This window comes from Bradyrhizobium sp. 2S1 (assembly GCF_011516625.5).
In the GTDB taxonomy this organism is placed as follows: Bacteria; Pseudomonadota; Alphaproteobacteria; order Rhizobiales; family Xanthobacteraceae; genus Bradyrhizobium; species Bradyrhizobium septentrionale.
In genome coordinates this window covers 2,842,303-2,865,930 of sequence record NZ_CP147717.1, presented here as the reverse complement: position 1 = coordinate 2,865,930, position 23,628 = coordinate 2,842,303, and the positions used below count along the sequence as shown (strand labels likewise).

The window sequence follows — 23,628 nt, the reverse complement described above, 5'->3', positions numbered from 1 at the left end:
GAACGATCCGGCACTCCGTGACGACAGCGCTTGTGCTGGATGACGGGATACCGGATGCCCCGCTTTCGCGGGGCATGGTGTTCGTGAAGATCGTTAGTTCAGTGCGTCGTCGAGCAGCGCCTTGAGCTGCGCCAGATGTTTCGACATCAGGCCGGTGGCGGTCGCCGCCGACGCCGGACGGCCGGCATAGCGCGGCCGCTTGTTGGCTGCGTGGATCTGGTTCAGTACCCATTCCAGGTAAGGCTCGATGAAGTGCCAGGAGCCCATGTTGCGCGGCTCTTCCTGGCACCAGACCACCTCGGCATTCTTGAAGCGGCCGAGCTCCTGCACCAGCGCCTTCAGCGGCACCGGATACAGCTGCTCGATACGCATCAGGTAGATGTCGTCGATGCCGCGCTTCTCGCGCTCCTCGTACAGATCGTAATAGACCTTGCCGGAGCACAGCACGACGCGACGGATCTTGTCGTCGGGCACCAGCTTGATCTTCTCGTCCGGCAGCATCTGCGCGTCATCGTACAGGATGCGGTGGAACGTGGCGTTCTCGCCGAGTTCGTCGAGCCGCGACACGGCGCGCTTGTGACGCAGCAGCGATTTCGGCGTCATCAGGATCAGCGGCTTGCGGATTTCGCGATGCAGCTGGCGCCGCAGCGCGTGGAAGTAGTTCGCCGGCGTGGTCGGATAGACCACCTGCATGTTGTCCTCGGCGCACATCTGCAGGTAACGCTCGAGGCGCGCGGAGGAGTGCTCCGGTCCCTGCCCTTCGTAGCCGTGCGGCAGCAGGCAGACGAGGCCTGACATGCGCAGCCATTTGCGTTCGCCCGAGGAGATGAACTGGTCAAACACCACCTGCGCACCATTGGCGAAATCGCCGAACTGCGCTTCCCAGAGCGTCAGTGCATTCGGCTCGGCGAGCGAGTAGCCGTACTCGAAGCCGAGCACCGCCTCTTCCGACAGCAGCGAGTTGATGACCTCGTAGTGGCCGGTATCCTCGCCGCCGAGATGGTTGAACGGTGTGTAGCGGCTCTCGTCCTCCTGGTCGATCAGGACCGAATGGCGCTGCGAGAAGGTGCCGCGTTCGGAATCCTGGCCGGACAGGCGCACATGATGGCCTTCCTGCAGCAATGTGCAGAACGCCAGCGCCTCGCCGGTCGCCCAGTCGATGCCGACGCCAGTGTCGATCGCCTTGGCGCGATTGTCGAGGAAGCGCTGGATGGTGCGGTGGGCGCGGAAGCCGTCCGGCACCTTGGTGATCTTGCGGCCAATGTCCTTGAGCACGGCGACATCGACCCCGGTGACGCCACGGCGCGCGTCTTCTTCCTGATCGGCCGACTTGAACCCGGCCCATTTGCCGTCGAGCCAGTCGGCCTTGTTCGGCTTGTAGCCGGCACCGGCTTCGAGCTCGGCGTCGAGCCGTGCGCGCCAGTCGGCCTTGGCCTTCTCGACCTCGCCCTCGGTCAGCACGCCGTCGGCGACCAGCCGCTTGGCGTAGATCTCCAGCGTCGACGGATGCGAGGCGATCCGCTTGTACATCACCGGCTGGGTGAACGCCGGCTCGTCGCCCTCGTTGTGGCCGTGGCGACGGTAGCAAAACATGTCGATCACGACCGGCTTATGGAATTTCTGCCGGAACTCGATCGCGACCTTGGCCGCGAACACCACGGCCTCCGGATCGTCGCCATTCACGTGGAAGATCGGCGCGTCGATCATCTTCGCCACGTCGGACGGATAGGGCGACGAACGCGAGTAGCGCGGATAGGTGGTGAAGCCGATCTGATTGTTGACGATGAAGTGCAGCGAGCCGCCGGTGCGGTAGCCCTTCAGGTCGGACAGGCTGAAGCATTCCGCCACCACGCCCTGGCCGGCGAACGCCGCGTCGCCGTGCATCAGGAGCGGCAGCACCGAGATGCGCATGTCGGGCGGATCGCCGTGCTGATCCTGCTTGGCGCGCACCTTGCCCATCACGACGGGATCGACGATCTCGAGATGCGACGGATTGGCGGTCAGCGACAGATGGATGTTGTTGCCGTCGAACTCGCGGTCCGAGGAGGCGCCAAGGTGATACTTGACGTCGCCGGAGCCTTCGACCGAGTCCGGGTTGGCCGAACCGCCCTTGAATTCATGGAACAGCGCGCGGTGCGATTTGCCCATCACCTGGGTCAGCACGTTGAGACGGCCGCGATGCGGCATGCCGACCACGATCTCCTTCACGCCGAGATTGCCGCCGCGCTTGATGATCTGCTCGAGCGCCGGGATCAGCGATTCGCCGCCGTCGAGACCAAAACGCTTGGTGCCGGTGAACTTGGTGTCGCAGAACTTCTCGAAGCCGTCCGCCTCGATCAGCTTGTTGAGGATCGCCCGGCGCCCCTCGGGCGTAAAGCTGATCTCCTTGTCCGGCCCCTCGATGCGCTCCTGGATCCAGGCCTTTTGCGCGGCGTTGGAGATGTGCATGAACTCGACGCCGAGCGTCTGGCAATAGGTGCGCTCGCAGATCTGCACGATCTCGCGCAGCGAGCCGTATTCGAGGCCGAGCACGTGGTCGAGGAAGATCTTGCGATCGAAATCCGCCTCGGTGAAGCCGTAGGAGCGCGGGTCGAGCTCCTCGCGGTCGCGCGGCGCCTCGATGCCCAGCGGGTCGAGCTTGGCGTGGAAATGGCCGCGCATGCGGTAGGCGCGGATCAGCATCAGGGCGCGAACCGAATCGCGGGTGGCCTGATTCACGTCGGTGTCGGAGAGCGCGGCGCCCTTGGCCTGCGCCTTGGCGGCGAGCTTGGTGCCGACCGCCTTCTCGACCTGGGCCCAGTTGCCGTCGAGCGCCGAGGTCAGCTCATCGCGCGGCGTCACTGGCCAGTTGTCGCGGCCCCACGAGGCGCCCTCGGCGTTCTTCTGGACGTCGGTCAGGGCGTCCTTCAGGCTCTTGAAGAAATCCTGCCATTCGGCGTCGACCGACGACGGGTCCTGCTCGTAGCGGGCGTAGAGGTCGTCGATGTAGGCGGCGTTGGTACCCTGCAGGAAGGATGAGAGAGCAAAAGCGGCGTTCGCGTCTTGGCGAGACATGGGGCAGTCCTGGTGATTTTTTTCGGTTCGCGCGTGGAAGACGGCGCAAGTGCCGGTCTGAGAAGAGCGCCGGCTGGGTCGTTACCCTTTACCCTATCTAAGACAGATATTCCTGCCTAAAAGAACCAAGAAATGAATATATTTTCATATTTTATTGATCCGCCCAATCGGCGGTAAGACGCGCAAAAAAGCGCGGTTCCCGGAAGGGAACCCGCCGGAAACCGCGCCATAACCCGAAGGGAACCTCGCCGGAAGGCGGTTACTTCAGCATCTCTGCGAGCGTGTGCCCGAGCCGCGCTGGCGACGGCGACACCCTGATGCCGGCCGCTTCCATCGCCGCGGTCTTAGAGCCGGCGTCACCCTTGCCGCCGGAGATGATCGCACCGGCATGGCCCATGCGGCGGCCGGGAGGTGCCGTGACACCGGCGATGAAGCCAACCATCGGCTTCTTGCGGCCGCGCTTGGCCTCGTCCTTGAGGAACTGGGCGGCGTCTTCCTCGGCGGAGCCGCCGATTTCGCCGATCATGACGATCGACTTGGTCTTCTCGTCGGCCAGGAACATCTCCAGCACGTCGATGAACTCGGTGCCCTTGACCGGATCGCCGCCGATGCCGACCGCGGTGGTCTGGCCGAGGCCCTCCTGGGTGGTCTGGAACACCGCCTCATAGGTCAGGGTGCCGGAGCGGGAGACGATGCCGACCGAGCCGGGCTTGAAGATGTTGGCCGGCATGATGCCGATCTTGCACTCGCCGGCGGTCATCACGCCGGGGCAGTTCGGCCCGATCAGCCGCGACTTGGAGCCCGACAGCGAGCGCTTCACGCGCACCATGTCGAGCACCGGAATGCCCTCGGTGATGCAGACGATCAGCGGGATCTCCGCATCGATCGCCTCGCAGATCGCATCCGCCGCGCCCGGCGGCGGCACGTAGACCACGCTGGCGTCAGCGCCGGTCTTCGCGCGCGCTTCCGCGACGGTGTCGAACACCGGCAGGTCGAGATGGGTCGAGCCGCCTTTGCCCGGCGCCACGCCGCCGACCATCTTGGTGCCGTAAGCGATCGCCGCTTCCGAGTGGAATGTACCGTTCTTGCCGGTGAAGCCCTGGCAGATGACCTTGGTGTTCTTGTCGATCAGAATGGACATGGGATGCTTTCGCGAGACGAGCGGTGAAGGGTTTCAGTGAGCACGCCGGTAGACGCCGGTGAGCACGTCGGCCCACCCTTCCGCGTCAGGCGAGAATTGGATTTTCATGTTGTAGGTGTTGTCGTCGACGACCTCGTAGACATGACGGGCGTTGCCGCGCAACGAACCGCGCACCAGGATCAGCGACTTGCCCGCCCAGCCGCCGGACGCCGGTGACGGCGGGTAGTAGCCGAGCGAATCGTGCCAGAACAATTTGTAGGCCCGATCGTCGCGGTCGTAGGTGAAGACGCCGTGGGTGGCGAAGCTCTCCTTGCCGTCGCGGGTCTGCACGCTGTCCTGGATCAGGTAGAAACCGTTGAGCGCGATGCGCGCGACGACATGCGAGCTCGCCGGACCGCCCGCGGTCCAGCGCGACGGATAGACCATCTCTTCGCCATTCCACTCGCCCGCAAAAACCGCGAGCTTGCGGTGTTCTTCCAGCGGTGTCGGGGCGTCGAGATGACCGGCCATCGTTAGCCTCCCTTGACGGCTTTCACGATTTTCTGTGCAGCGTCATCGAGATTGTCGGCGGGCAGGACGTTGAGGCCGCTCTCGCGGATGATCTTCTTGCCCTGCTCGACATTGGTGCCTTCAAGGCGCACCACCAGCGGCACCTTGAGGCCGACCTGCTTCACCGCGGCGACCACGCCTTCGGCAATCACGTCGCACTTCATGATGCCGCCGAAGATGTTGACCAGAATGCCCTTCACGTTCGGATCGGCGGTGATGATCTTGAACGCGGCCGCGACCTTCTCGACGCTGGCGCCGCCGCCGACGTCGAGGAAGTTCGCCGGCTCCATGCCATAGAGCTTGATGATGTCCATGGTCGCCATGGCGAGGCCGGCGCCGTTGACCATGCAGCCGATCGTGCCGTCGAGCGCGACATAGTTGAGGTCGAATTTCGACGCCTCGATTTCCTTGGCGTCCTCCTCGGTCTCGTCGCGCAGCGCGACCACGTCCGGGTGACGATAGAGCGCGTTGCTGTCGAAGGACACCTTGGCGTCGAGCACGCGGAGCTGGCCCTGCTTGGTGACGACGAGCGGGTTGATCTCGAGCATCGCCATGTCCTTGGCGGCGAAGGCTGTGTAGAGCTGACCGGTCAGCTTCTCGGCCTGCTTGGCAAGATCGCCCTTCAGCTTCAGCGCCTCGGCGACGGTGCGACCGTGGTGCGGCATGATGCCGGTGGCGGGATCGACCGAGAACGAGACGATCTTTTCCGGGGTCGAATGCGCGACCTCTTCGATGTTGACGCCGCCTTCGGTCGACACCACGAAGGAGATTTCGGAGGTCTCGCGATTGACCAGGATCGAGAGATAGAACTCCTTGTCGATCTCGGAGCCTTCCTCGATGTAGAGGCGGTTGACCTGCTTGCCGTGCGGGCCGGTCTGCACCGTGACCAGGGTCGCGCCGAGCATCTGCTTGGCGAACGCGTCGACCTCGGCGACCGACTTGGCGATCCGGACGCCGCCCTTGTCGCCCGCGGATGCTTCCTTGAACTTGCCCTTGCCGCGGCCGCCGGCATGGATCTGGCTCTTCACCACCCAGATCGGGCCGGGAAGCTGCTTGGCTGCCGCGTCGGCTTCTTCAGCCTTCAGCACCGGCACGCCGCGCGAGATCGGCACGCCGAATTCATGCAGCAGAGCCTTGGCCTGGTATTCGTGGATATTCATGGATCGTCGCTCCCAAACCCTCGTGCGGCGAACTTCACGTCAGCCTTGATCTGGCATACCATATACCAAGGTTCGTGCAACTAGAAAATTCGCCGGAATTTCATCACCTTGCACCCGACAGCCGATCGAAATCGCCTATCGGGCCATTGCTAACTCAGATTACTTGCCGAGCAGATCGGGCGCGATCTTCTTGCAGGCGTCGACCAGGCCCTGCACCGCGCCGACCGACTTGTCGAAGGCTTCGCGGTCCTTGCCGGTCAGCTCGATCTCGACGATCCGCTCGACACCCTTGGAGCCGATCACCGTGGGCACGCCGACATACATGTCCTTCACGCCGTACTCGCCGTTGAGATAGGCGGCGCAGGGCAGCACGCGCTTCTTGTCCTTCAGGTAGCTCTCGGCCATCTGGATCGCCGACGCCGCCGGCGCGTAGAAGGCGGAGCCGGTCTTGAGCAAATTGACGATCTCGGCGCCGCCATTGCGGGTGCGATCGACGATCTCGTCGATCCGCGCCTGCGAGGTCCAGCCCATCTTGACGAGGTCGGGCAGCGGGATGCCGGCAACGGTCGAGTAGCGGGTCAGCGGCACCATGGTGTCGCCGTGGCCGCCGAGCACGAAGGCGGTGACGTCTTCGACCGAGACGTTGAATTCGTCGGCCAGGAAGTAGCGGAAACGCGCGGAGTCGAGCACGCCGGCCATGCCGACCACCTTCTTGTGCGGCAGGCCCGAAGCCTTCTGCAGCGCCCACACCATCGCATCCAGCGGGTTGGTGATGCAGATGACGAAGGCGTCGGGGGCGTACTTCTTGATGCCGGCGCCGACCTGCTCCATGACCTTGAGGTTGATCGACAGGAGATCGTCGCGGCTCATGCCCGGCTTGCGCGGCACGCCCGCGGTAACGATGCAGACCTTGGCGCCGTCGAGCGCCTCATAGGAGTTGGCGCCGACCAGATTGGAGTCGAAACCGTCGACCGGCGACGACTGCGCGATGTCGAGCGCCTTGCCCTGCGGCACGCCCTCGGCAATATCGAACAGCACGACGTCTCCGAGTTCCTTGAGGCCAACGAGGTGCGCCAGCGTTCCGCCGATCTGTCCGGAGCCAATCAGAGCAATCTTGTCGCGTGCCATGGGAAATCAGTCCTTTGAACTGGGTGCAGGAGGGAGGGAAGTCGGTTGCAGGGGTGGTTATCCCTTTCGAATGATCCATTCAAGTCGCGGCCTGCCCGATTGCGGGCCCTGCCTGGAATTCGATCAGGCATGCCAGCAACATCCGTCCCGGAGACACGGAAAGTTGCTCCGAACCGCACCGCGCGCAAGAGCGAATATCAAGGCTGAATTCAGGTCTCGACCAGGCCGGTCGACGAGCCGCTTGCGGAGGAGTCCTTCCGGCCGTGCGGCAGCGCCAAATAGGATGCCGAGCTCATTTCGATCAGGCGCGAGGACGTGCGCTTGAACTCCATCGCCTCGATGCCGTCTTCCGCAAGGTACAGCGACACCGGATCGGCCTCGGCCGAGGCCATCAACTTCACGGCATTGTCATAGAGCGTGTCGATCAGCGAGATGAAGCGCTTCGCGGCATTGCGCTCGGCGTAGTCCATCACCGGAATGTGGTCGATCAGGATCGTGTGGTAGTCGTGCGCGAGCCTGAGGTAATCGGACGCGGCAAGCGGCTTCTCGCAGATATCGGCGAAGGCAAAGCGCGCGACGCCATGCGACGAGCACGGCACAGTCAGCAGACGCTTTTTGATCTCGATAAGGCGCGCCTTGCACGGCGCGTTGCCGGTCATCTTGCGCCACGCCGCATTGAGCGCCTCGCGAGCCGCGTCATCCGCGGGCACCAGCCACATCTTCACGCCGACGAGCTTCTCGAGCCGGAAGTCGGTGCGCGCATCGAGCCGCAGCACATCCATGTGGTCTGATATCTGCGCGATGAACGGCAGGAACAGCGCGCGATTGAGCCCCCCCTTGTAGAGATCGTCGGGCGCAACGTTCGACGTCGCGACCACGACGGTGCCGAGATCGAACAGCTTTGCGAACAGCCGCCCGAGGATCATCGCGTCCGCAATGTCGGTGACGTGGAATTCGTCGAAGCAGAGCAGCCAGGCCTCGTCGAAGATCGCCTGCGCGGTGAGCGCGATCACGTCGCCGTCCGCGATCTCGCCGCGCGCGATCTGCTGACGATAGCCGTAGATCCGCTCATGCGCCTCGGCCATGAATTCGTGGAAGTGCGCGCGGCGCTTGTGCTCGACCGGACTCTGCTGGAAGAACAGATCCATCAGCATGGTCTTGCCGCGGCCGACCTCGCCATGGACGTAGAGCCCGCGCGGCGGCTTGTCGTCCTTGTCGCCGCCGAACAGCCGTCCGAACAGGCCCTGCTTGCGCTGTGGCTTGTAGCTCGCGAGCCGCTCGTCCAGCGCGCCGAACGCTTCGGCGGCGCGCGCCTGCGCAGGATCGGCCTCGATCGCGCCGGAGGCGACCAGGGCGTTGTAGTGTTCGAGAAAGGAACTCGGCGAGGTGGACAACATGGGCCCACCTTACGGCCCTAGTGCGCGGAAAAATGCAAGTCGTGAATTGTGCCGATGGCCATGCAAGCAACGGGTATGCAGGCGCGAGCCCTTGCATACCACGGCCGACCGCACCGGCCGCTGCCTGACAGCTCAAACCGCGATCTGCGATGCCTTACGCGCAGAGCGCGTAGGAATCCTCGACCACGTAAGGGCCGCCGCCTGTCGACGCCCGCGACGAGAACAGCACGAAGCGGTCCGCCAGGAAGCTGCGGCTCGGGAAGTAGCCGCGCACGGACAGATAATCCGCGACGTCCTGGCTCGACGCGTCATGCAAACGCGCGAGCGTGACATGTGGCGTGAATTTCCTGCCCTCGGGATCGAGCCCCATCCGCTGCATCATCCGCTCGAGCTCGGCCTGCAGTTCGATCAGCGGACGGCTCGGCTCGACGGCGGCAACCACCGCGCGCGGCTTGCGTCCGCCGAAGCTCGACAGGCCTTGCAGTTTGACCTCGAACGGCTTGCGGTTCACCCGGAACAGCATCGTTGCGATCTCGTTGGCCCACATGCCATCGATGTCGCCGATGAAGCGCAGAGTGACGTGATAATTTTCGGGATCGATCCAGCGTGCGCCGGGAAGGCCACCACGCAAGCTGGAGAGGGTTTGGCCGATTTCGGCCGGAATTTCCAGTCCAGTGAACAGACGCGGCATCGCAATAATCCTCGATGCTTGGCGCGAGTTTTGGGAGCCCGCACCCTGTAACAGACCCCGGTGACGAATCACCGATGCCTATTTGTACCCGAGATATGTGACTCTGCGAAGCATGACCGGTTAACAGCTCGTAAACCTACGGACACCACACGGCTCACTGCCTGCGATTCAGCTGCGTTGCCCTGATAATGCGCCGAGAAATGCCTCCACCGTGGGCAGCATGTTCTTCACGACGATGTCCACGCCCGCTGCCGTCGGATGCATGCCGTCGGCCTGGTTGAGCTTGGCATCGGCAGCAACCCCATCGAGGAAGAATGGATAGAGCGGCACGCCGAGCGATTTCGACAGCTCCGGATAGATCGCGTTGAACTTCGCTGCATAGTCGCTGCCATAGTTCGGCGGCGCCAGCATGCCGCACAAGAGCACGGCGATCTTGCGCGCCTGCAACTTTGTGATGATGTCGGAGAGCGCGGCACGCGTGACCGCGGGATCGATGCCGCGCAAGGCATCGTTGGCGCCGAGCTCGACGATCACCGCATCGGTTCCGTCAGCCACCGACCAGTCGAGCCGCTCGCGGCCGCCCGAGGCGGTGTCGCCGGACACCCCGGCATTGGTCATCTCGACCTTTATCCCCTTGGCTTCCAAGGCCTTTTGCAGCCGGACCGGGAACGCCGCCGGGCCCGGGAGACCATAACCGGCGCTCAGGGAATCGCCCAGGACCACCATTTTGATGGGTTTCGCCGAACCTCCCGCGGGGCCCTTCTCCGGTCCGCCCGTCTGCGCGCTTGCCGCCGTCATCAAGCCCATAAGCAACACGAGTATGTGCACGAAGATTCTCAACCGGCCCTCGACCGCAGCCGCGGAAGTGCCATATGACCGAACCATGGACAGTCTCATCGAATCCTCTTCACTGACCGACGTCGAGCCGGACACCATTGCCGTCAGGAACGTCAATCTCTCGCTCGGCACCGGCGCGGCACGGGTTCATATCCTCAAAGATATCAGCCTTCGTGTGGCAGCGGGTGAGGCCATCGGCCTGATCGGCCCGTCGGGCTCGGGCAAGTCGACCTTGCTGATGGTGATGGCGGGGCTTGAACGTCCTGACAGTGGAGAAGTGGTCGTCAACGGCACCTCGTTCAATGCCCTCGATGAAGATGCGCTGGCGCGCTTCCGCGGCCGCCAGGTTGGCATCGTCTTCCAGTCGTTCCATCTGATCCCGACCATGACCGCGCTGGAGAACGTCGCGGTGCCGCTCGAGCTCGCCGGCAATCCCGATGCCGCCGCGCGCGCCGCGCAGGAGCTGCAATCGGTCGGGCTCGGCGAACGCCTGCATCACTATCCGACGCAATTGTCCGGCGGCGAGCAGCAGCGCGTCGCCATCGCGCGTGCGCTCGCGCCTGATCCTGCGATCCTCGTCGCCGACGAGCCGACCGGAAATCTCGACGAGACGACGGGAAAGCAGATCGTCGATTTGCTGTTCACCAAGCACGCCGAGCGCGGCATGACGCTGGTGCTGGTGACGCACGACCTCGCGCTCGCGCAACGTTGCGACCGCGTCGTGCGGCTGCGCTCCGGCCGCATCGACGGACAATCCACGACATGAGCATCGCGTCCGAAGTCGCGCTGCAGAGCCGCGCGTCGTCGCTTGCCATCCGTTACGCGCTGCGCGAATTGCGCGGCGGCCTGCGCGGCTTCTACGTCTTCATCGCCTGCATCGCGCTCGGCGTGATGGCGATCGCCGGCGTCGGATCGGTCGCAGCAAGCCTCAGCGACGGCCTGTCCCGCGAGGGGCGCACGTTGCTCGGCGGCGACGTCGCGTTCTCGCTGATCTCGCGCGAGGCCAAGCCCGACGAGGTCGCCTACCTGCGCACGCGCGGCGAGGTTTCGGTCGCAGCCACGCTCCGCGCGATGGCGCGCAGCGGCGACGGCAAGCTGGCACTGGTCGAGCTCAAGGCGGTCGACGGCAAATATCCGTTGCTCGGCGAACTGACGCTCGAGCCGAACATGCCGGTCGCCGATCTGCTTGCCGAGCGCGACGGCGTCTATGGCGCGGCGGCCGATTCAACGCTGCTGGCGCGGCTCGACCTCAAGCTCGGCGACCGCGTCACGATCGGCAGCGCGACCTACCAGATCCGCAGCGTGGTGGCGGCCGAACCGGACAAGCTCGCCGGCGGCGTCGGCCTCGGCCCGCGCTTCCTGATCAGCGAAGCCAGCCTGCGCACCACCGACCTGCTGCAGCCGGGCAGCCTGGTGCGCTGGATCTACCGGGTGAAGCTGCCCGACGGCGCCAACGACGATCGCGCCACCACCGCGCTGATCGACGGCGCGCGGGCTGCGGCGCCGGAGGCCGGCTGGGAGGTCCGCAGCCGCAGCAACGCCTCGCCGCAGCTCGAGCGCACCATCAACCGCTTCACCCAGTTCCTGACCCTGGTCGGCCTTGCCGCCCTCCTGGTCGGCGGTGTCGGCGTCGCCAATGCCGTGAAGAGCCATATCGACCGGCGCCGCGACGTCGTCGCCTCGTTCAAGGCGCTCGGCGCCACCGGCCGCGACGTCTTCACGATCTACTGCACGCAGGTGATGGTGCTGGCCGGGATCGGTTCGGTGATCGGGCTCGTGCTCGGCGCCGCGCTGCCCTTCGTCATCGTCGGCCTGTTCGGCAAGCTGCTGCCGCTGCCCGTGGTGCCCGCGTTGCATCCCGACGAGCTTGCGCTCTCCTTCCTCTACGGCCAGCTCACCGCGCTGGCGTTCGGGCTGTGGCCGCTCGGCCGGGTGCATGACGTGCCGGTCGCGGCGCTGTTCCGCGAGACCATCACCAGCGAGTGGCACCGCCCGCGCTGGAGCTATCTGGCGCTGATGGCCGTGGTGATCGGGCTCCTGATCGGGGTTGCGATCGGACTTGCCTATGACAAGCGGGTCGCGACCGTCTTCGTCGTCGCCTCGATCGCGGTGTTCCTGCTGTTGCGCGGGATCGCCGAAATCCTGATGGCGGTGGCGCGCCGGCTGCCGCGCAGCCGTATCACCATGCTGCGGCTCGCGATCGCCAACATCCACCGGCCGGGCGCGCTGACGCCGTCGGTCGTGCTGTCGCTGGGGCTCGGGCTCGCCGTGCTCGTCACCATCACCCAGATCGACGGCAATCTGCGCCGGCAATTTTTGGCCGCGCTGCCGGACCGGGCGCCGTCGTTCTTCTTCATCGACATCCCCTCCACCGAGGCCGACCGCTTTGCCGCCTTCCTGGCGCAGATCGCGCCTGGCTCGACCGTCGAGGACGTGCCGATGCTGCGCGGGCGCATCGTCGCCGCCCGCGGCGTCAAGGGCGACCAGCTCAAGCCGTCAGTCGATTCGGAATGGGTGCTGCAGAGCGACCGCGGCCTGACCTACACCGGCGAGATTCCCAAGGGCTCGAAGATCGTCGAGGGCGAATGGTGGGGGCCGGACTACAGCGGACCACCGCTGGTCTCGATGGAGAAGAAGATCGCCGACGGCCTGGACCTGAAGATCGGCGACGAGATCGTGGTCAACGTGCTCGGCCGCGACGTGGCGGCGAAGATCGCCAACCTGCGCAACATCGACTGGCAGGGGCTCGGCATCAACTTCGTGCTGGTGTTCTCGCCGAACGCCTTCAGGGGCGCGCCGCACAGCCACGTCGCGACCCTGACGGAGCCGCATGCGGACAACGGAGACGATGCGCGCATCATCAAGCAGGTCGCCGACGCGTTCCCGATGGTGACCAGCGTGCGGGTCCGCGAGGCGCTGGAGACGGTCGGCAGCGTGGTCAGCAATCTGGTGCTGGCGATCCGCGGCGCCAGCGCGGTGACGCTGATCTCGGCGATCCTGGTGCTGGGCGGCGCGCTCGCCGCAGGTCACCGCCACCGCGTCTACGACGCCGTGATTCTCAAGACTCTCGGCGCCACGCGGGTGCGGCTGCTCGGGGCCTACGCGCTAGAGTATCTGATGATCGGTTTTGCAACCGCTTTGTTCGGGGTGATCGCCGGTTCGATCGCGGCCTGGCTGATCGTGACGCGACTGATGACGCTGAGTTTCATCTGGCAGGCCAGTAGCGCCGCGCTGGTCGTGGTCGCCGCGCTGATCGTCACGGTTGGGTTGGGGCTGGCCGGAACGCTGCTCGCGCTGAACCAGAAGCCGGCCTCGGTGCTGCGGAATTTGTGACAATTTGTAGCGGCACCGAGGCCGTTTTTCCCTATACTGTTCGCTCAGAGCGACATTCGGCCGCGCGTGGAAGCTTGCGTCGGATGTGTTAATTTCCCACATACCAATCGAGCCGGATGGTCGTCTGAATGACACGGAATTAATGTTCCGCAAACCGAGCCATCTGAGATAGATTTACGACCGGCGCCGCAAATCCCTTGCGCTCCACCGGGACCAACCACGGGAATTCGACCATGTCGGACCTAGACCGCAATTACGCTTCTCCTTTCGGCCGGGCCGCCGGGCGCATTGACGCTGCGGCCGTCGACGCCGGTCTGCGCGCCTACATGCTGCGCATCTACAACTACATGAGCATCGGCCTCGCCATCACCGGCCTGGCCGCGCTCGGCGTCTACATGGGTGCGGTGACCAGCGACCAGTCCGCCGCCGTTGCCAAGTTCGGCAACGCCTATCTGACGCAGTTCGGCTACGCGATGTTCGTGAGCCCGCTGAAGTGGCTGTTCATCCTCGCCCCTCTTGCGATGGTGTTCGTCATCTCGGCAGGCATCAACCGTCTGCAGCCCGCGACCGCCCAACTCCTGTTCTGGGTGTTCTCGGCACTGATGGGCCTGTCGCTGTCGTCGATCTTCCTGGTGTACACGCACACCTCGATCGTGCGCGTGTTCTTCATCACCGCGGCGACGTTCGGTGCGCTGAGCCTTTACGGCTACACCACCAAGCGTGACATGAGCGGCATGGGCTCGTTCCTGTTCATGGGCCTGATCGGCGTCATCATCGCGAGCTTGGTCAACCTGTTCCTGGCGAGCTCGGCGCTGCAGTTCATCGTCTCGGTGGTCGGCGTGCTGGTGTTCGCGGGCCTCACCGCCTGGGACACCCAGCGGCTGAAGAACGACTACATCTACGGCTACGCCTCGCAGGGTGGCGTGATGGCAGAGCGCGCGGCAATCACTGGTGCGCTGTCGCTCTACCTGAACTTCATCAACCTGTTCACGCTGCTGCTGCAGCTGCTCGGCCAGCGCGACTAAGCGCCTCGAGCGAAGGAATCGACCCAAGCCCCGGCCCTAGCGGCCGGGGCTTTTCTTTTGCGCGGAGCAAAAATACTGTCGCGCCATGTCCAATCCTGCGGTGTCCAATCCGGTAATCAGGCCGACCGCCGAGGCGGACCTGCCCTCGATCACGGCGATCTATGAGCAGGCGGTGCGGTTCGGCACTGCGACCTTCGAGCTGATCCCGCCCGACCTCGCCGAGATGACCCGCCGCTACAGGGCGCTGATCGATGGCGGCTTCCCCTATTTCGTTGCCGTACTCGACGGCCGCGTCGCCGGCTATGCCTATGCCGGCCCCTACCGGCCGCGGCCAGCCTATCGCTTCACGGTCGAGAACTCGGTTTATCTGGATCCTGCGCTCCATCGCCGCGGCGTCGGCCTCAAGCTGATGGAGCGCCTGATCGCCGAATGCGACGCGCGCGGCTTCCGGCAGATGATCGCGGTGATCGGGGATTCGGCCAATGCCGGCTCGATCGGACTGCACCGCCGCTGCGGTTTTGAGATGATCGGGACACACCCGGGCGTCGGCCTGAAATTCGGCCGCTGGCTCGATACCGTGATGATGCAGCGCGCGCTCGGCGAAGGCGGCGCGACCGTGCCGGCGGATTGAGCGACAATCCGTAGCCAGGATGGAGCGCAGCGCAATCCGGGATAATCTATCTTCCCCTTCCCCCTGAAAGGGGGAAGGTCGGGATGGGGGTCAGCCATGGGCGACGCTGTGTGCGGAGAGAGCAAATCCCCACCCGCTTTGCTCTGACGAGCAAAGCGACCTCCCCTTTTCAAGGGGAGGTGGGGCTAGACCAGCGACAGCTTGCGGTCGATCACGAACAGCACGCGTTCGAGTTCATGGCCACGGCGCAGGATCAGGCCCGTCGCCGAAATCACGCTGTACATGCCCTGCTTACGCGCAAGCCGGGGATCCTTCTCGATCCGGTAGATCGGCATTTCGGACGCGCGCCGAAACACCGAGAACACGGCACGGTCCTTCAGGAAGTCGATCGCATAGTCGCGCCACTCGCCGTCGGCGACCATGCGGCCGTAGAGATTGAGAATGCGGTTGAGCTCTAGTCGATTGAAGGTCACGCGGTTGGACTGCGGGATCGCGGCGGCGGGGCGCGCCGCGGCGCGGCTCCCGCTCGGATCAGTGTCCTCCGAGATCAGACTCATCGAGCGCCTCCTGTCGTCCCAGTGACGATCATGGTCCGAAAGCCGGTCCCCCCTTTTCGGGATCGTCACAACCCTGACATGATTGCGCTAAGCGAGGGGGCCTGCAAGGGGCCATTCGCGATGCAACCGGGTCTTAACCACGGTCTGACGCGGCGGATTATCCGGAAAACCAGAGAGTCACGGGAACGTTAGCGGAATCATATTGCTGCCCCACTTCCGCCCATCGCCCGCCCCGCTGCCCTGCGAAAAGAAAATCCTGCGTTGGCCCGGTCCTTTCGGTTCCGGATTCCTCAGCCCCCAGCCCCCAGCCCCCCGGGGCCGTCGGGATCGGGCCTGTTCGCAAAGGAGTTAATCCCAACACTGGGCCAACGAAAGTTGGTCCTTTTTGTTTTTGGGAACCTGCTCCGCCGCGCACGATCGCGGCGTGCGCAGAGGCTCACCGCTTTCGTTTCAGTATATCTCTGGATGGTTGTCGGCCGCCTCCCGCGTGGGCTGCACGGCAAACTGCGTGTCGCCCAATGGCGCGACCGACGGATACTGGCGCCGCGAGGCGCTAGCGAAGCGAGGTGAAAGCGGCGCCGAGCATCGGGCCCGGCTTGTCGCGATTGCCGTCCTGGACGTACACCGCCGCAGCGTCGACGCCATCTCGCGTGATGTTCTCCAACGGCACGGTCCAACTCCCGGACGAACCGTTCCAGTCACCGACCTTCAGGAGATTGCGCACCACGTTGTGGTAGGTGATCTCCTGGCCGCGGTTCTCGCCGCGCGCGATCGAGATCGGCACCGACTTCGAGATCGAGCAGATCCAGACTTCGCCGCGCGACACTGCGGGCGACTTCGACGCGGCCACCGAAACGTTGATCTGCTTGCCGGTCAGCGTCAGCGTCACCGGCACCGACATCACGCTGCCGCTCTTCTCGGTGTCCTTGATGGCGCTCTCGATGCTCGCCCGATCGCTGCCGATCACATGCGCGGAGCCATTGATCACGGCCTGCGGCGTGTAGACGTCGCGATCGCCGCGCATGTGCGAATAGGCCTTCTGGCGCGCGCTGAAACGGGAATCGGCCAGTGTGTCCTTCCAGCCGAGATAGTCCCAATAGTCGATCGGCATGCTCAGCGCGATGACGTTGGGGTCCTTGGCGAGATCGCCGATGATCTTGTCCGCGGGCGGACAGGAAGAGCACCCCTGCGAGGTGAAGAGTTCGACGACAGCACGCGGATCGGCGTGAGCGGGGCGGATGACCGCAACGATCGCGCAAATACCAAGAGCGCTGGACCATCGCGAGATCGAATTATAGGCCATCATCGCTGTCATACTGCGAACCAGTCGTGATGATTTCCATCCGTAATTGTACGGAGCATGAAGCCTGTCCCTGAACTTGCGTGCCCCAAAACGCGAGAAAGCGGCCTTGTCATAGGCCGCCTTCTTTTTAGTCGCCACTCACTAAGCGGTGAGGCACCGATCACAAATCCGCGTTAGGCCGCGAGTTTGCGCAGCACATAGTGCAGGATGCCGCCGTTGCGATAGTAATCGAGCTCGTCCAGCGTATCGATGCGGCAGAGCAGCGGGACGTCCCGCTTGCCGCCGTCGCCGGAGACGATCTCCGCGGTCAGGGTCTGGCGCGGCTTCAGGTCGCCCTGCAGCCCGCGGATCGTGACCTTCTCGTCGCCCTTCAGGCCGAGCGAGGACCACGACGTGCCGTCCTGGAAGGTGAGCGGGAGCACGCCCATGCCGACCAGGTTGGAGCGATGGATGCGCTCGAAGCTCTGGCAGATCACCGCGCGCACGCCGAGCAGGCGCGTGCCCTTCGCAGCCCAGTCGCGCGACGAGCCGTTGCCGTATTCGGCGCCGGCGAACACCACCAGCGGCACTTCCTCCTGCTGGTACTTCATCGCCGCGTCGTAGATCGACATCTGCTCGCCGTCGGGCCAGTGCTTGGTCAGACCGCCCTCCGGAATATTGCCGTCAGCGCCCTTCAGCATGAAGTTCTTGATGCGGATGTTGGCGAAGGTGCCGCGCATCATCACTTCGTGGTTGCCGCGCCGGGTGCCGTACTGGTTGAAGTCGGCGGGACGCACCTGGTGCTCACTGAGGAACTTGCCGGCGGGCGAGGTCAGCTTGATCGAACCGGCCGGGGAGATGTGGTCGGTGGTGATCTTGTCGCCGAACATCGCCAGGATCCGCGCGTCGACCACGTCGATGACCGGGTCCGGCTGCTTCTTCATGCCTTCGAAATAGGGCGGGTTCTGCACATAGGTCGAGCTCATGTTCCAGCGATAGGTCTCGCTTTCCGTGGTCTTGATCTTGCGCCAGTTGGTATCGCCCTTGAACACGTCGGCGTACTTCTTCTTGAAGATCGTCGCGGTGACGTACTTCTTCATGAAGGTGTTGATCTCCTTGGTGGTCGGCCAGATGTCCTTCAGGAACACCGGCTTGCCATCCTTGCCGATGCCGATCGGCTCGACCGCCAAATCCTTCGTCACGGTGCCGGCAAGTGCATGCGCGACCACCAGCGGCGGCGAGGCGAGGTAGTTCGCCTGCACGTCCGGTGAGACGCGGCCTTCGAAGTTGCGGTTGCCCGACAGCACGGCGGCGGCAACGATGCCGTTCTCGTTGATCGACTTCGAGATGTCTTCCGGCAGCGGGCCGGAATTGCCGATGCAGGTCGTGCAGCCGAAGCCGACCAGGTTGAAGCCGACCTTGTCGAGATCGGTCTGCAGGCCGGAATTGACGAGATATTCCGCCACCACCTGGCTGCCCGGCGCGAGCGAGGTCTTCACCCACGGCTTGGCCTTCAGGCCCTTGGCGGCCGCCTTGCGCGCCAAGAGGCCAGCGCCGATCAGCACGCTCGGATTCGAGGTGTTGGTGCAGGAGGTGATCGCCGCGATCACGACGTCGCCATGGCCGAGATCGAAGTCGCGGCCCTCGACGGCGAAGCGCTTGGATTCACCTTCGGGCTTCTTGTACTCGTTGACCAGCGCGGTGGCGAAACCGGTCGACACTGCCGGCAGCGCGATGCGGCCTTCCGGGCGCTTCGGTCCGGCCATCGACGGCACGACGTCGGCGAGGTCGAGCGTCAGCGTGGTGGTGAACACCGGATCGGCCGACTTGGCGGTGCGGAACAGACCCTGCGCCTTGGCATAGGCCTGAACCAGCTTGACGCGGTCGGCCTTGCGGCCCGAGGTCTTCAGGTAATCGATGGTCGCGGCATCGACCGGGAAGAAGCCGCAGGTCGCGCCGTATTCGGGCGCCATGTTGCCGATGGTCGCCTTGTCAGCGACCGACAGGAAATCGAGGCCCGGGCCGAAGAACTCCACGAACTTGCCGACCACGCCGAGCTTGCGCAGCATCTGGGTGACGGTCAGCACCAGGTCGGTCGCGGTGACGCCTTCCTTGAGCTGGCCCTTGAGCTTGAAGCCGACCACCTCAGGCAGCAGCATCGACAGCGGCTGGCCGAGCATGCAGGCCTCCGCCTCGATGCCGCCGACGCCCCAGCCGAGCACGGCGAGGCCGTTGACCATCGTGGTGTGCGAATCGGTGCCGACCAGCGAGTCCGGATAGGCGACCTCGAAGGTGCCGGTCTTCTTGCCGACCGTCATCTTCTCCTTCTTGGTCCACACCGTCTGCGCGAGATATTCGAGATTGACCTGGTGGCAGATGCCGGTGCCGGGCGGCACCACCGAGAAGTTCGAGAACGCCTTCTGGCCCCACTTCAGGAACTCGTAGCGCTCCTGGTTCTGCTTGTATTCCTCGGTGACGTTCTTCGCGAACGCCTTGTTGTCACCGAAGAAGTTGACGATCACCGAGTGGTCGATGACGAGATCGACCGGCACCAGCGGGTTGATCTTCTCGGCATCGCCGCCGAGGTTCTGCATCGCGTTGCGCATCGCCGCGAGATCGACTACGGCCGGGACGCCGGTGAAATCCTGCATCAGCACGCGCGCCGGGCGGAAGGCGATTTCGTGCTCGAGCTGGCGCTTCTTCAGCCACTTCGACACCGCAACAATGTCTTCCTTCTTGACGGTGCGGCCATCCTCGTTGCGCAGCAGGTTCTCGAGCAGAACCTTCATCGAATAGGGCAGCTTCGAAATTCCCTTCAGTCCGTTCTTCTCTGCCTGGGGCAGGCTGTAATAGACGTAGGACTTGCCGCCGACCTTCATGGTCTTGCGGCATTTGAAGCTGTCGAGCGAGGTCATGCGAGGAATCCCAATTTTCAGTTATACCCGGCAAGGGTAACTAAACACCGGCGAACGACACTGGCCGAGGGATGGCCTGGATGGCTTGCGGCCGCCGATTGTGTGTGCTGCATCAAGTTCCGGGCTTATAGAACCTTTCTAGAAGCACCGCCACACCGACAAGCGTGCGACAGCGTTGCGCGACCCAAAAATTCTCACGCGGTAGCGAAAGATTTCAGAGGGCTGTGACAAGACGAACCATGCAGCTCTCCGGACGAAATCTGAAATGCGTGCGCGGCGGACGCGAGGTGTTTTCCGGCCTCAATCTGTCGGCCACAGCCGGCGAGGCGCTCGCCATCACCGGTCCCAACGGCGCGGGCAAGACCTCGCTGCTGCGCGTGATCGCCGGGCTGCTAGTTCCCGCCGAGGGTTCGATCGCGCTCGAAGGCGGCGACGCCGAGCTCAGCCTGCCCGAACAGGCCCACTATCTCGGTCACCGCGACGCCCTGAAGCCGGCGCTCAGCGTGGCGGAAAATCTTTCCTTCTGGCGGGATTTCCTCGGTGGCGAGACCCGGGACGCCGGAGGCTGCCTTGCCGCCGTGGCGCTCGACCACGCCGCGCATCTGCCGGCGGCCTACCTCTCCGCCGGCCAGCGCCGCCGCCTGTCGATCGCGCGCCTGCTCTCGGTGCGGCGGCCGGTCTGGCTGTTGGACGAGCCGACATCGGCGCTCGATGCGGCCGGACAGGATCTGTTCGTCGGCCTGATGCGCGATCACCTCGCCAGCGGCGGCCTGATCGTCGCAGCGACCCATCTGCCGCTCGGCATCGCCGCGCGCGACCTGCGGATGGGAGGCGCGGCATGAGCGCGCGACGCCTCTTGTCACTAAGCAAAGGTCTCTCCGTGCCCTCCCCCCTTGCGGGGGAGGGTCAGGGAGAGGGGTGCCACACGACGTGCTCTTTCCGCCTATCCCTAAACGACGCTGGACCGAGATTGCCCGAGCGAGGTGTCTATCAACGATCTCGCCCGGGGCCACCCCTCTCCCCAGCCCTCCCCCGCAAGGGGGGAGGGAGCACACCGGTTGCGCGGCGCGACATCGGCTGGCGCAGCAACCACCGCGGAGGCGCGGCATGAGCGCGCTTGCCGCATTGATCCGGCGCGACATCCGCATCGCGCTGCGCGTTGGCGGCGGCGCGCTGATCGGGGTCTTGTTCTTCCTCACCGTCACGGTGCTGATGCCGTTCGCGGTCGGGCCGGATCTCGCGCTGCTGTCGCGGCTCGGACCTGCCATTCTCTGGCTCGGTGCGTTGCTGGCGAGCCTGCTCACCCTCGACCGGCTGTTCACGGCCGACCACGAGGACGGCTCGCTCGACCTCATCGTGATGAGCCGGACGCCGCTGGAACTCGCCTGCGCGGCCAAGGCGCTGGCGCATTGGATCGCCGCCGGCCTGCCGCTGATCATCGCGACGCCGGTGCTCGGCCTGCTGCTCAATCTCGACGGCACGGCGACACTTGCGGTGGCGGCGACCCTGCTGGCGGGAACACCGGCGCTGACCTTCACCGGCATGATCGGCGCGGCATTGGCGGTGACGCTGCATCGCGGCGGCCTGCTGCTCGCGGTGCTGGTGCTGCCGCTGTCGATCCCGGTGCTGATCTTCGGTGTTGCGGCCTCCCAGGCCGCGATATCGGGGGCGCTGCCCTTTGGAACACCGTTCTCGATCCTCTGCGCGCTGTCACTTGCCAGCTTGGTGATCGGCCCGTTTGCCGCCGCCGCGAGCCTGCGGCATGGGCTGGACTGAAATGAGCCGGATCAAATCTCGACGAGAGCAGTACGGCCAATTGCCTGCGGCACATCGGACGACTATCAGGGTGCCATGACGCTGACCGACCTCGCCAACCCGACCAAGTTCCTGGCGCTGACCGCGCGGATCCTGCCATGGCTCGTGGGCCTGACCGCGATCCTGCTCGCGATCGGGCTCTACGGGTCGGCCATGGCACCCGATGACTATCAGCAGGGCGCCACGGTGAAGATCATGTTCATCCACGTGCCGAATGCGTGGCTGTCGATGTTCGTTTGGGGCGTCATGAGCGTGGCCGCGCTCGGCACGCTGGTGTGGCGGCATCCGCTGGCCGACGTCGCGGCAAAGGCCGCCGCTCCGATCGGCGCCGCCTTCACCTTCCTTGCGCTCGTCACCGGCTCGCTATGGGGCCGGCCGATGTGGGGCACCTACTGGGAATGGGATGCCCGCCTGACCTCGGTGCTGATCCTGTTCCTGATGTATCTCGGCCTGATGGCGCTGTGGCGTGCGGTGGAGGACCCGTCGCGCGCGGCGCGGGCGGCAGCCGTCCTGACCCTGGTCGGCGCGATCAACATCCCGATCATCAAATTCTCGGTCGACTGGTGGAACACGCTGCACCAGCCGGCCTCGGTGTTTCGCGCGGGCGGACCGACGCTCGACAAGGCGTTCCTGTGGCCGCTCCTGGTGATGGCGATCGCGTTTTCGTTGCTCTTCATCACGCTGCATCTGGCGGCGATGCGCAACGAGATCCTGCGCCGGCGCGTGCGCAGCTTGCAGATGATGCAAGCTAATCAACGGGCGGCGTGACACGATGTCGCTTGGTCCCTACGCCTCCTTCATCGTGACGTCCTATGCGCTGGTCGCGGCGGTCGTACTGCTTTTGATCGTCTGGATCAGCGCCGATTATCGCCTGCAGCAGGCCCGCCTCAGGGAGATCGAGGCCAGCGGCGTCACGCGCCGCTCCGGCCGCAGCGCGGCGGACATCCGATGAGCGAGCAGGCGACAAACGGCCCGCCGCAAACCCGCCGCCTGCTGGTGGTGCTGCCGCTCATCTTTTTCCTCGGGCTCGCGGGGCTGTTCCTGCTGCGGCTCTATGGCGGGGATCCCTCGAAGATCCCGTCGGCACTGATCGGACGGCCCGCGCCGCAGACGGCCCTGCCCGCGCTCGACGGCCTGGTGCGGGACGGCGCGGCCGTGCCAGGTCTCGATCCCGCCGCCTTCAAGGGCAAGGTCAGCATCGTCAACGTCTGGGCGTCGTGGTGCGTGCCCTGCCATGACGAGGCGCCGCTGCTGACCGAGCTCGGCAAGGACAAGAGGTTCCAGATCATCGGCATCAACTACAAGGACTCGCCGGAGAATGCGCGGCGCTTCCTCGGCCGCTACGGCAATCCGTTCGGCATCGTCGGCGTCGACGGCAACGGCCGCGCCTCGATCGAATGGGGCGTCTATGGCGTGCCGGAAACCTTCGTCGTCGGGCGCGAAGGCACGATCGTCTACAAGCTCGTCGGCCCGGTGACACCTGACAACGTCAACAGCGTGCTCAAGGCCGAGATCGAGAAGGCGCTGCGCGCGAGCAAATAATCGCGCCGTCATTTGCGCGGATGCGCGACCAGATTGCGCGCGAAAGGCTGCGACGAAATAATTCGACACGTTTATCTGCGGTTCATTTCGCGACCATGGCAACGCCATGAACGCAGCCCCAACTCACTGGCGTTGACATCAACGTTCCTCTGGAGGGGACATATGCGCAAGACCACGCTCGCTTCACTGCTCGCCACCGCGCTTACGCTCGGCATGATCACCGCCACGCCGTCGTTCGCTCAAACCCCGCAGCCGGCCGCGCCCGCCGCAAAGTCCGAGACCAGGATGGCTCCGGCGCCGAAGGCGGCCGCCCCCGAATTGAAGACGACGGGCATGGCGAAGGACGACCTGCTCGACATCAACAGCGCCAGCACCGACCAGCTCGACGCGCTGCCCGGCGTCGGCAAGGCCTATTCGGCCGCGATCATCAAGGGCCGCCCCTACAAGGGCAAGGATGAGCTGGTGCAGAAGAACATCCTGCCGCAGGCGACCTACGACAAGATCAAGGACAAGATCATCGCCAAGCAGAAGAGCTGATTTCTGAGGAGCTGATCTCTAAGGCCTCGGACGC

21 protein-coding genes are annotated in these 23,628 nt (G+C 64.8%); 10 read left to right on the top strand and 11 right to left on the bottom strand.

The genetic code is table 11. The annotated features are described in order from the left end of the window. Positions 1–93: 93 nt before the first annotated feature. The 8 genes from HAP54_RS13575 to HAP54_RS13540 form a co-directional block, all read right to left on the bottom strand. A complete protein-coding gene (locus tag HAP54_RS13575) occupies positions 94–3,054 on the bottom strand; it encodes a 2-oxoglutarate dehydrogenase E1 component (RefSeq protein ID WP_166300602.1) in 2,961 nt (986 codons plus the stop codon). Positions 3,055–3,313: 259 nt separating this feature from the next. Next, positions 3,314–4,195 carry a succinate--CoA ligase subunit alpha gene (sucD, locus tag HAP54_RS13570; RefSeq protein WP_166300600.1) on the bottom strand — a complete coding sequence of 294 codons (882 nt, stop codon included), beginning with the start codon at positions 4,193–4,195 and terminating at the stop codon, positions 3,314–3,316. A gap of 33 nt (positions 4,196–4,228) precedes the next feature. Next, positions 4,229–4,705, bottom strand: coding sequence for a DUF1579 family protein (locus HAP54_RS13565; RefSeq protein ID WP_166300599.1), 477 nt, complete (start codon positions 4,703–4,705; stop codon positions 4,229–4,231). Between the two features lie 2 nt (positions 4,706–4,707). Next, positions 4,708–5,904 carry an ADP-forming succinate--CoA ligase subunit beta gene (gene sucC / locus HAP54_RS13560; RefSeq protein ID WP_029081326.1) on the bottom strand — a complete coding sequence of 399 codons (1,197 nt, stop codon included), beginning with the start codon at positions 5,902–5,904 and terminating at the stop codon, positions 4,708–4,710. Positions 5,905–6,063: 159 nt separating this feature from the next. Next, positions 6,064–7,032: a malate dehydrogenase gene (mdh, locus tag HAP54_RS13555; RefSeq protein ID WP_166300597.1), complete on the bottom strand. Its 969-nt coding sequence runs from the start codon at positions 7,030–7,032 to the stop codon at positions 6,064–6,066. Positions 7,033–7,241: 209 nt separating this feature from the next. Then, the gene (gene zapE / locus HAP54_RS13550; RefSeq protein WP_166300595.1) at positions 7,242–8,429 is read right to left on the bottom strand and encodes a cell division protein ZapE; all 1,188 of its coding nucleotides are present in this window, start codon (positions 8,427–8,429) and stop codon (positions 7,242–7,244) included. Between the two features lie 154 nt (positions 8,430–8,583). Further along, the gene (thpR, locus tag HAP54_RS13545) at positions 8,584–9,120 is read right to left on the bottom strand and encodes an RNA 2',3'-cyclic phosphodiesterase (RefSeq protein WP_166213279.1); all 537 of its coding nucleotides are present in this window, start codon (positions 9,118–9,120) and stop codon (positions 8,584–8,586) included. Between the two features lie 168 nt (positions 9,121–9,288). Then, positions 9,289–9,948, bottom strand: coding sequence for an arylesterase (locus HAP54_RS13540; protein WP_166307830.1), 660 nt, complete (start codon positions 9,946–9,948; stop codon positions 9,289–9,291). 55 nt (positions 9,949–10,003) lie between these two features. Here HAP54_RS13540 and HAP54_RS13535 point away from each other — a divergent pair, with 55 nt between their 5' ends. The 4 genes from HAP54_RS13535 (at position 10,004) to HAP54_RS13520 (ending at position 14,946) form a co-directional block, all read left to right on the top strand. Continuing rightward, positions 10,004–10,723 (top strand): ABC transporter ATP-binding protein, encoded by a 720-nt coding sequence (locus HAP54_RS13535; RefSeq protein ID WP_028336302.1) that lies wholly within the window; start codon positions 10,004–10,006, stop codon positions 10,721–10,723. Continuing rightward, on the top strand, positions 10,720–13,290 hold the full coding sequence (locus tag HAP54_RS13530) for an ABC transporter permease (protein ID WP_166300593.1): 2,571 nt from the start codon (positions 10,720–10,722) through the stop codon (positions 13,288–13,290). The genes HAP54_RS13535 and HAP54_RS13530 overlap by 4 nt, the downstream gene beginning before the upstream one ends. Before the next feature lie 233 nt (positions 13,291–13,523). Further along, positions 13,524–14,315: a Bax inhibitor-1/YccA family protein gene (locus tag HAP54_RS13525; RefSeq protein ID WP_166300591.1), complete on the top strand. Its 792-nt coding sequence runs from the start codon at positions 13,524–13,526 to the stop codon at positions 14,313–14,315. A 100-nt stretch (positions 14,316–14,415) separates the two neighbouring features. Beyond that, positions 14,416–14,946: a GNAT family N-acetyltransferase gene (locus HAP54_RS13520; protein ID WP_166300589.1), complete on the top strand. Its 531-nt coding sequence runs from the start codon at positions 14,416–14,418 to the stop codon at positions 14,944–14,946. Positions 14,947–15,131: 185 nt separating this feature from the next. On the opposite strand, the gene HAP54_RS13515 is transcribed toward HAP54_RS13520, so the two are convergent. The 3 genes from HAP54_RS13515 to acnA all read right to left on the bottom strand — a co-directional run bounded on the left by HAP54_RS13515 (position 15,132) and on the right by acnA (position 19,700). After that, the gene (locus HAP54_RS13515; RefSeq protein WP_166300587.1) at positions 15,132–15,503 is read right to left on the bottom strand and encodes a DUF2794 domain-containing protein; all 372 of its coding nucleotides are present in this window, start codon (positions 15,501–15,503) and stop codon (positions 15,132–15,134) included. A gap of 553 nt (positions 15,504–16,056) precedes the next feature. Beyond that, positions 16,057–16,818: a DUF1223 domain-containing protein gene (locus HAP54_RS13510; RefSeq protein ID WP_166213274.1), complete on the bottom strand. Its 762-nt coding sequence runs from the start codon at positions 16,816–16,818 to the stop codon at positions 16,057–16,059. A 161-nt stretch (positions 16,819–16,979) separates the two neighbouring features. Continuing rightward, positions 16,980–19,700, bottom strand: coding sequence for an aconitate hydratase AcnA (acnA, locus tag HAP54_RS13505; RefSeq protein ID WP_166300585.1), 2,721 nt, complete (start codon positions 19,698–19,700; stop codon positions 16,980–16,982). Between the two features lie 239 nt (positions 19,701–19,939). Here acnA and ccmA point away from each other — a divergent pair, with 239 nt between their 5' ends. From ccmA to HAP54_RS13475, 6 genes are all read left to right on the top strand, one after another. Beyond that, positions 19,940–20,542, top strand: coding sequence for a heme ABC exporter ATP-binding protein CcmA (gene ccmA / locus HAP54_RS13500; protein ID WP_166300583.1), 603 nt, complete (start codon positions 19,940–19,942; stop codon positions 20,540–20,542). Between the two features lie 265 nt (positions 20,543–20,807). After that, the gene (gene ccmB, locus HAP54_RS13495) at positions 20,808–21,476 is read left to right on the top strand and encodes a heme exporter protein CcmB (RefSeq protein WP_166300581.1); all 669 of its coding nucleotides are present in this window, start codon (positions 20,808–20,810) and stop codon (positions 21,474–21,476) included. Between the two features lie 75 nt (positions 21,477–21,551). Continuing rightward, positions 21,552–22,283 (top strand): heme ABC transporter permease, encoded by a 732-nt coding sequence (locus HAP54_RS13490; RefSeq protein ID WP_166300580.1) that lies wholly within the window; start codon positions 21,552–21,554, stop codon positions 22,281–22,283. A gap of 4 nt (positions 22,284–22,287) precedes the next feature. After that, positions 22,288–22,467, top strand: coding sequence for a heme exporter protein CcmD (ccmD, locus tag HAP54_RS13485; RefSeq protein ID WP_166300578.1), 180 nt, complete (start codon positions 22,288–22,290; stop codon positions 22,465–22,467). Then, a complete protein-coding gene (locus HAP54_RS13480) occupies positions 22,464–23,057 on the top strand; it encodes a DsbE family thiol:disulfide interchange protein (RefSeq protein WP_166300576.1) in 594 nt (197 codons plus the stop codon). The genes ccmD and HAP54_RS13480 overlap by 4 nt, the downstream gene beginning before the upstream one ends. A 162-nt stretch (positions 23,058–23,219) precedes the next feature. After that, positions 23,220–23,594: a ComEA family DNA-binding protein gene (locus HAP54_RS13475; RefSeq protein WP_166300574.1), complete on the top strand. Its 375-nt coding sequence runs from the start codon at positions 23,220–23,222 to the stop codon at positions 23,592–23,594. Positions 23,595–23,628: the final 34 nt, after the last annotated feature.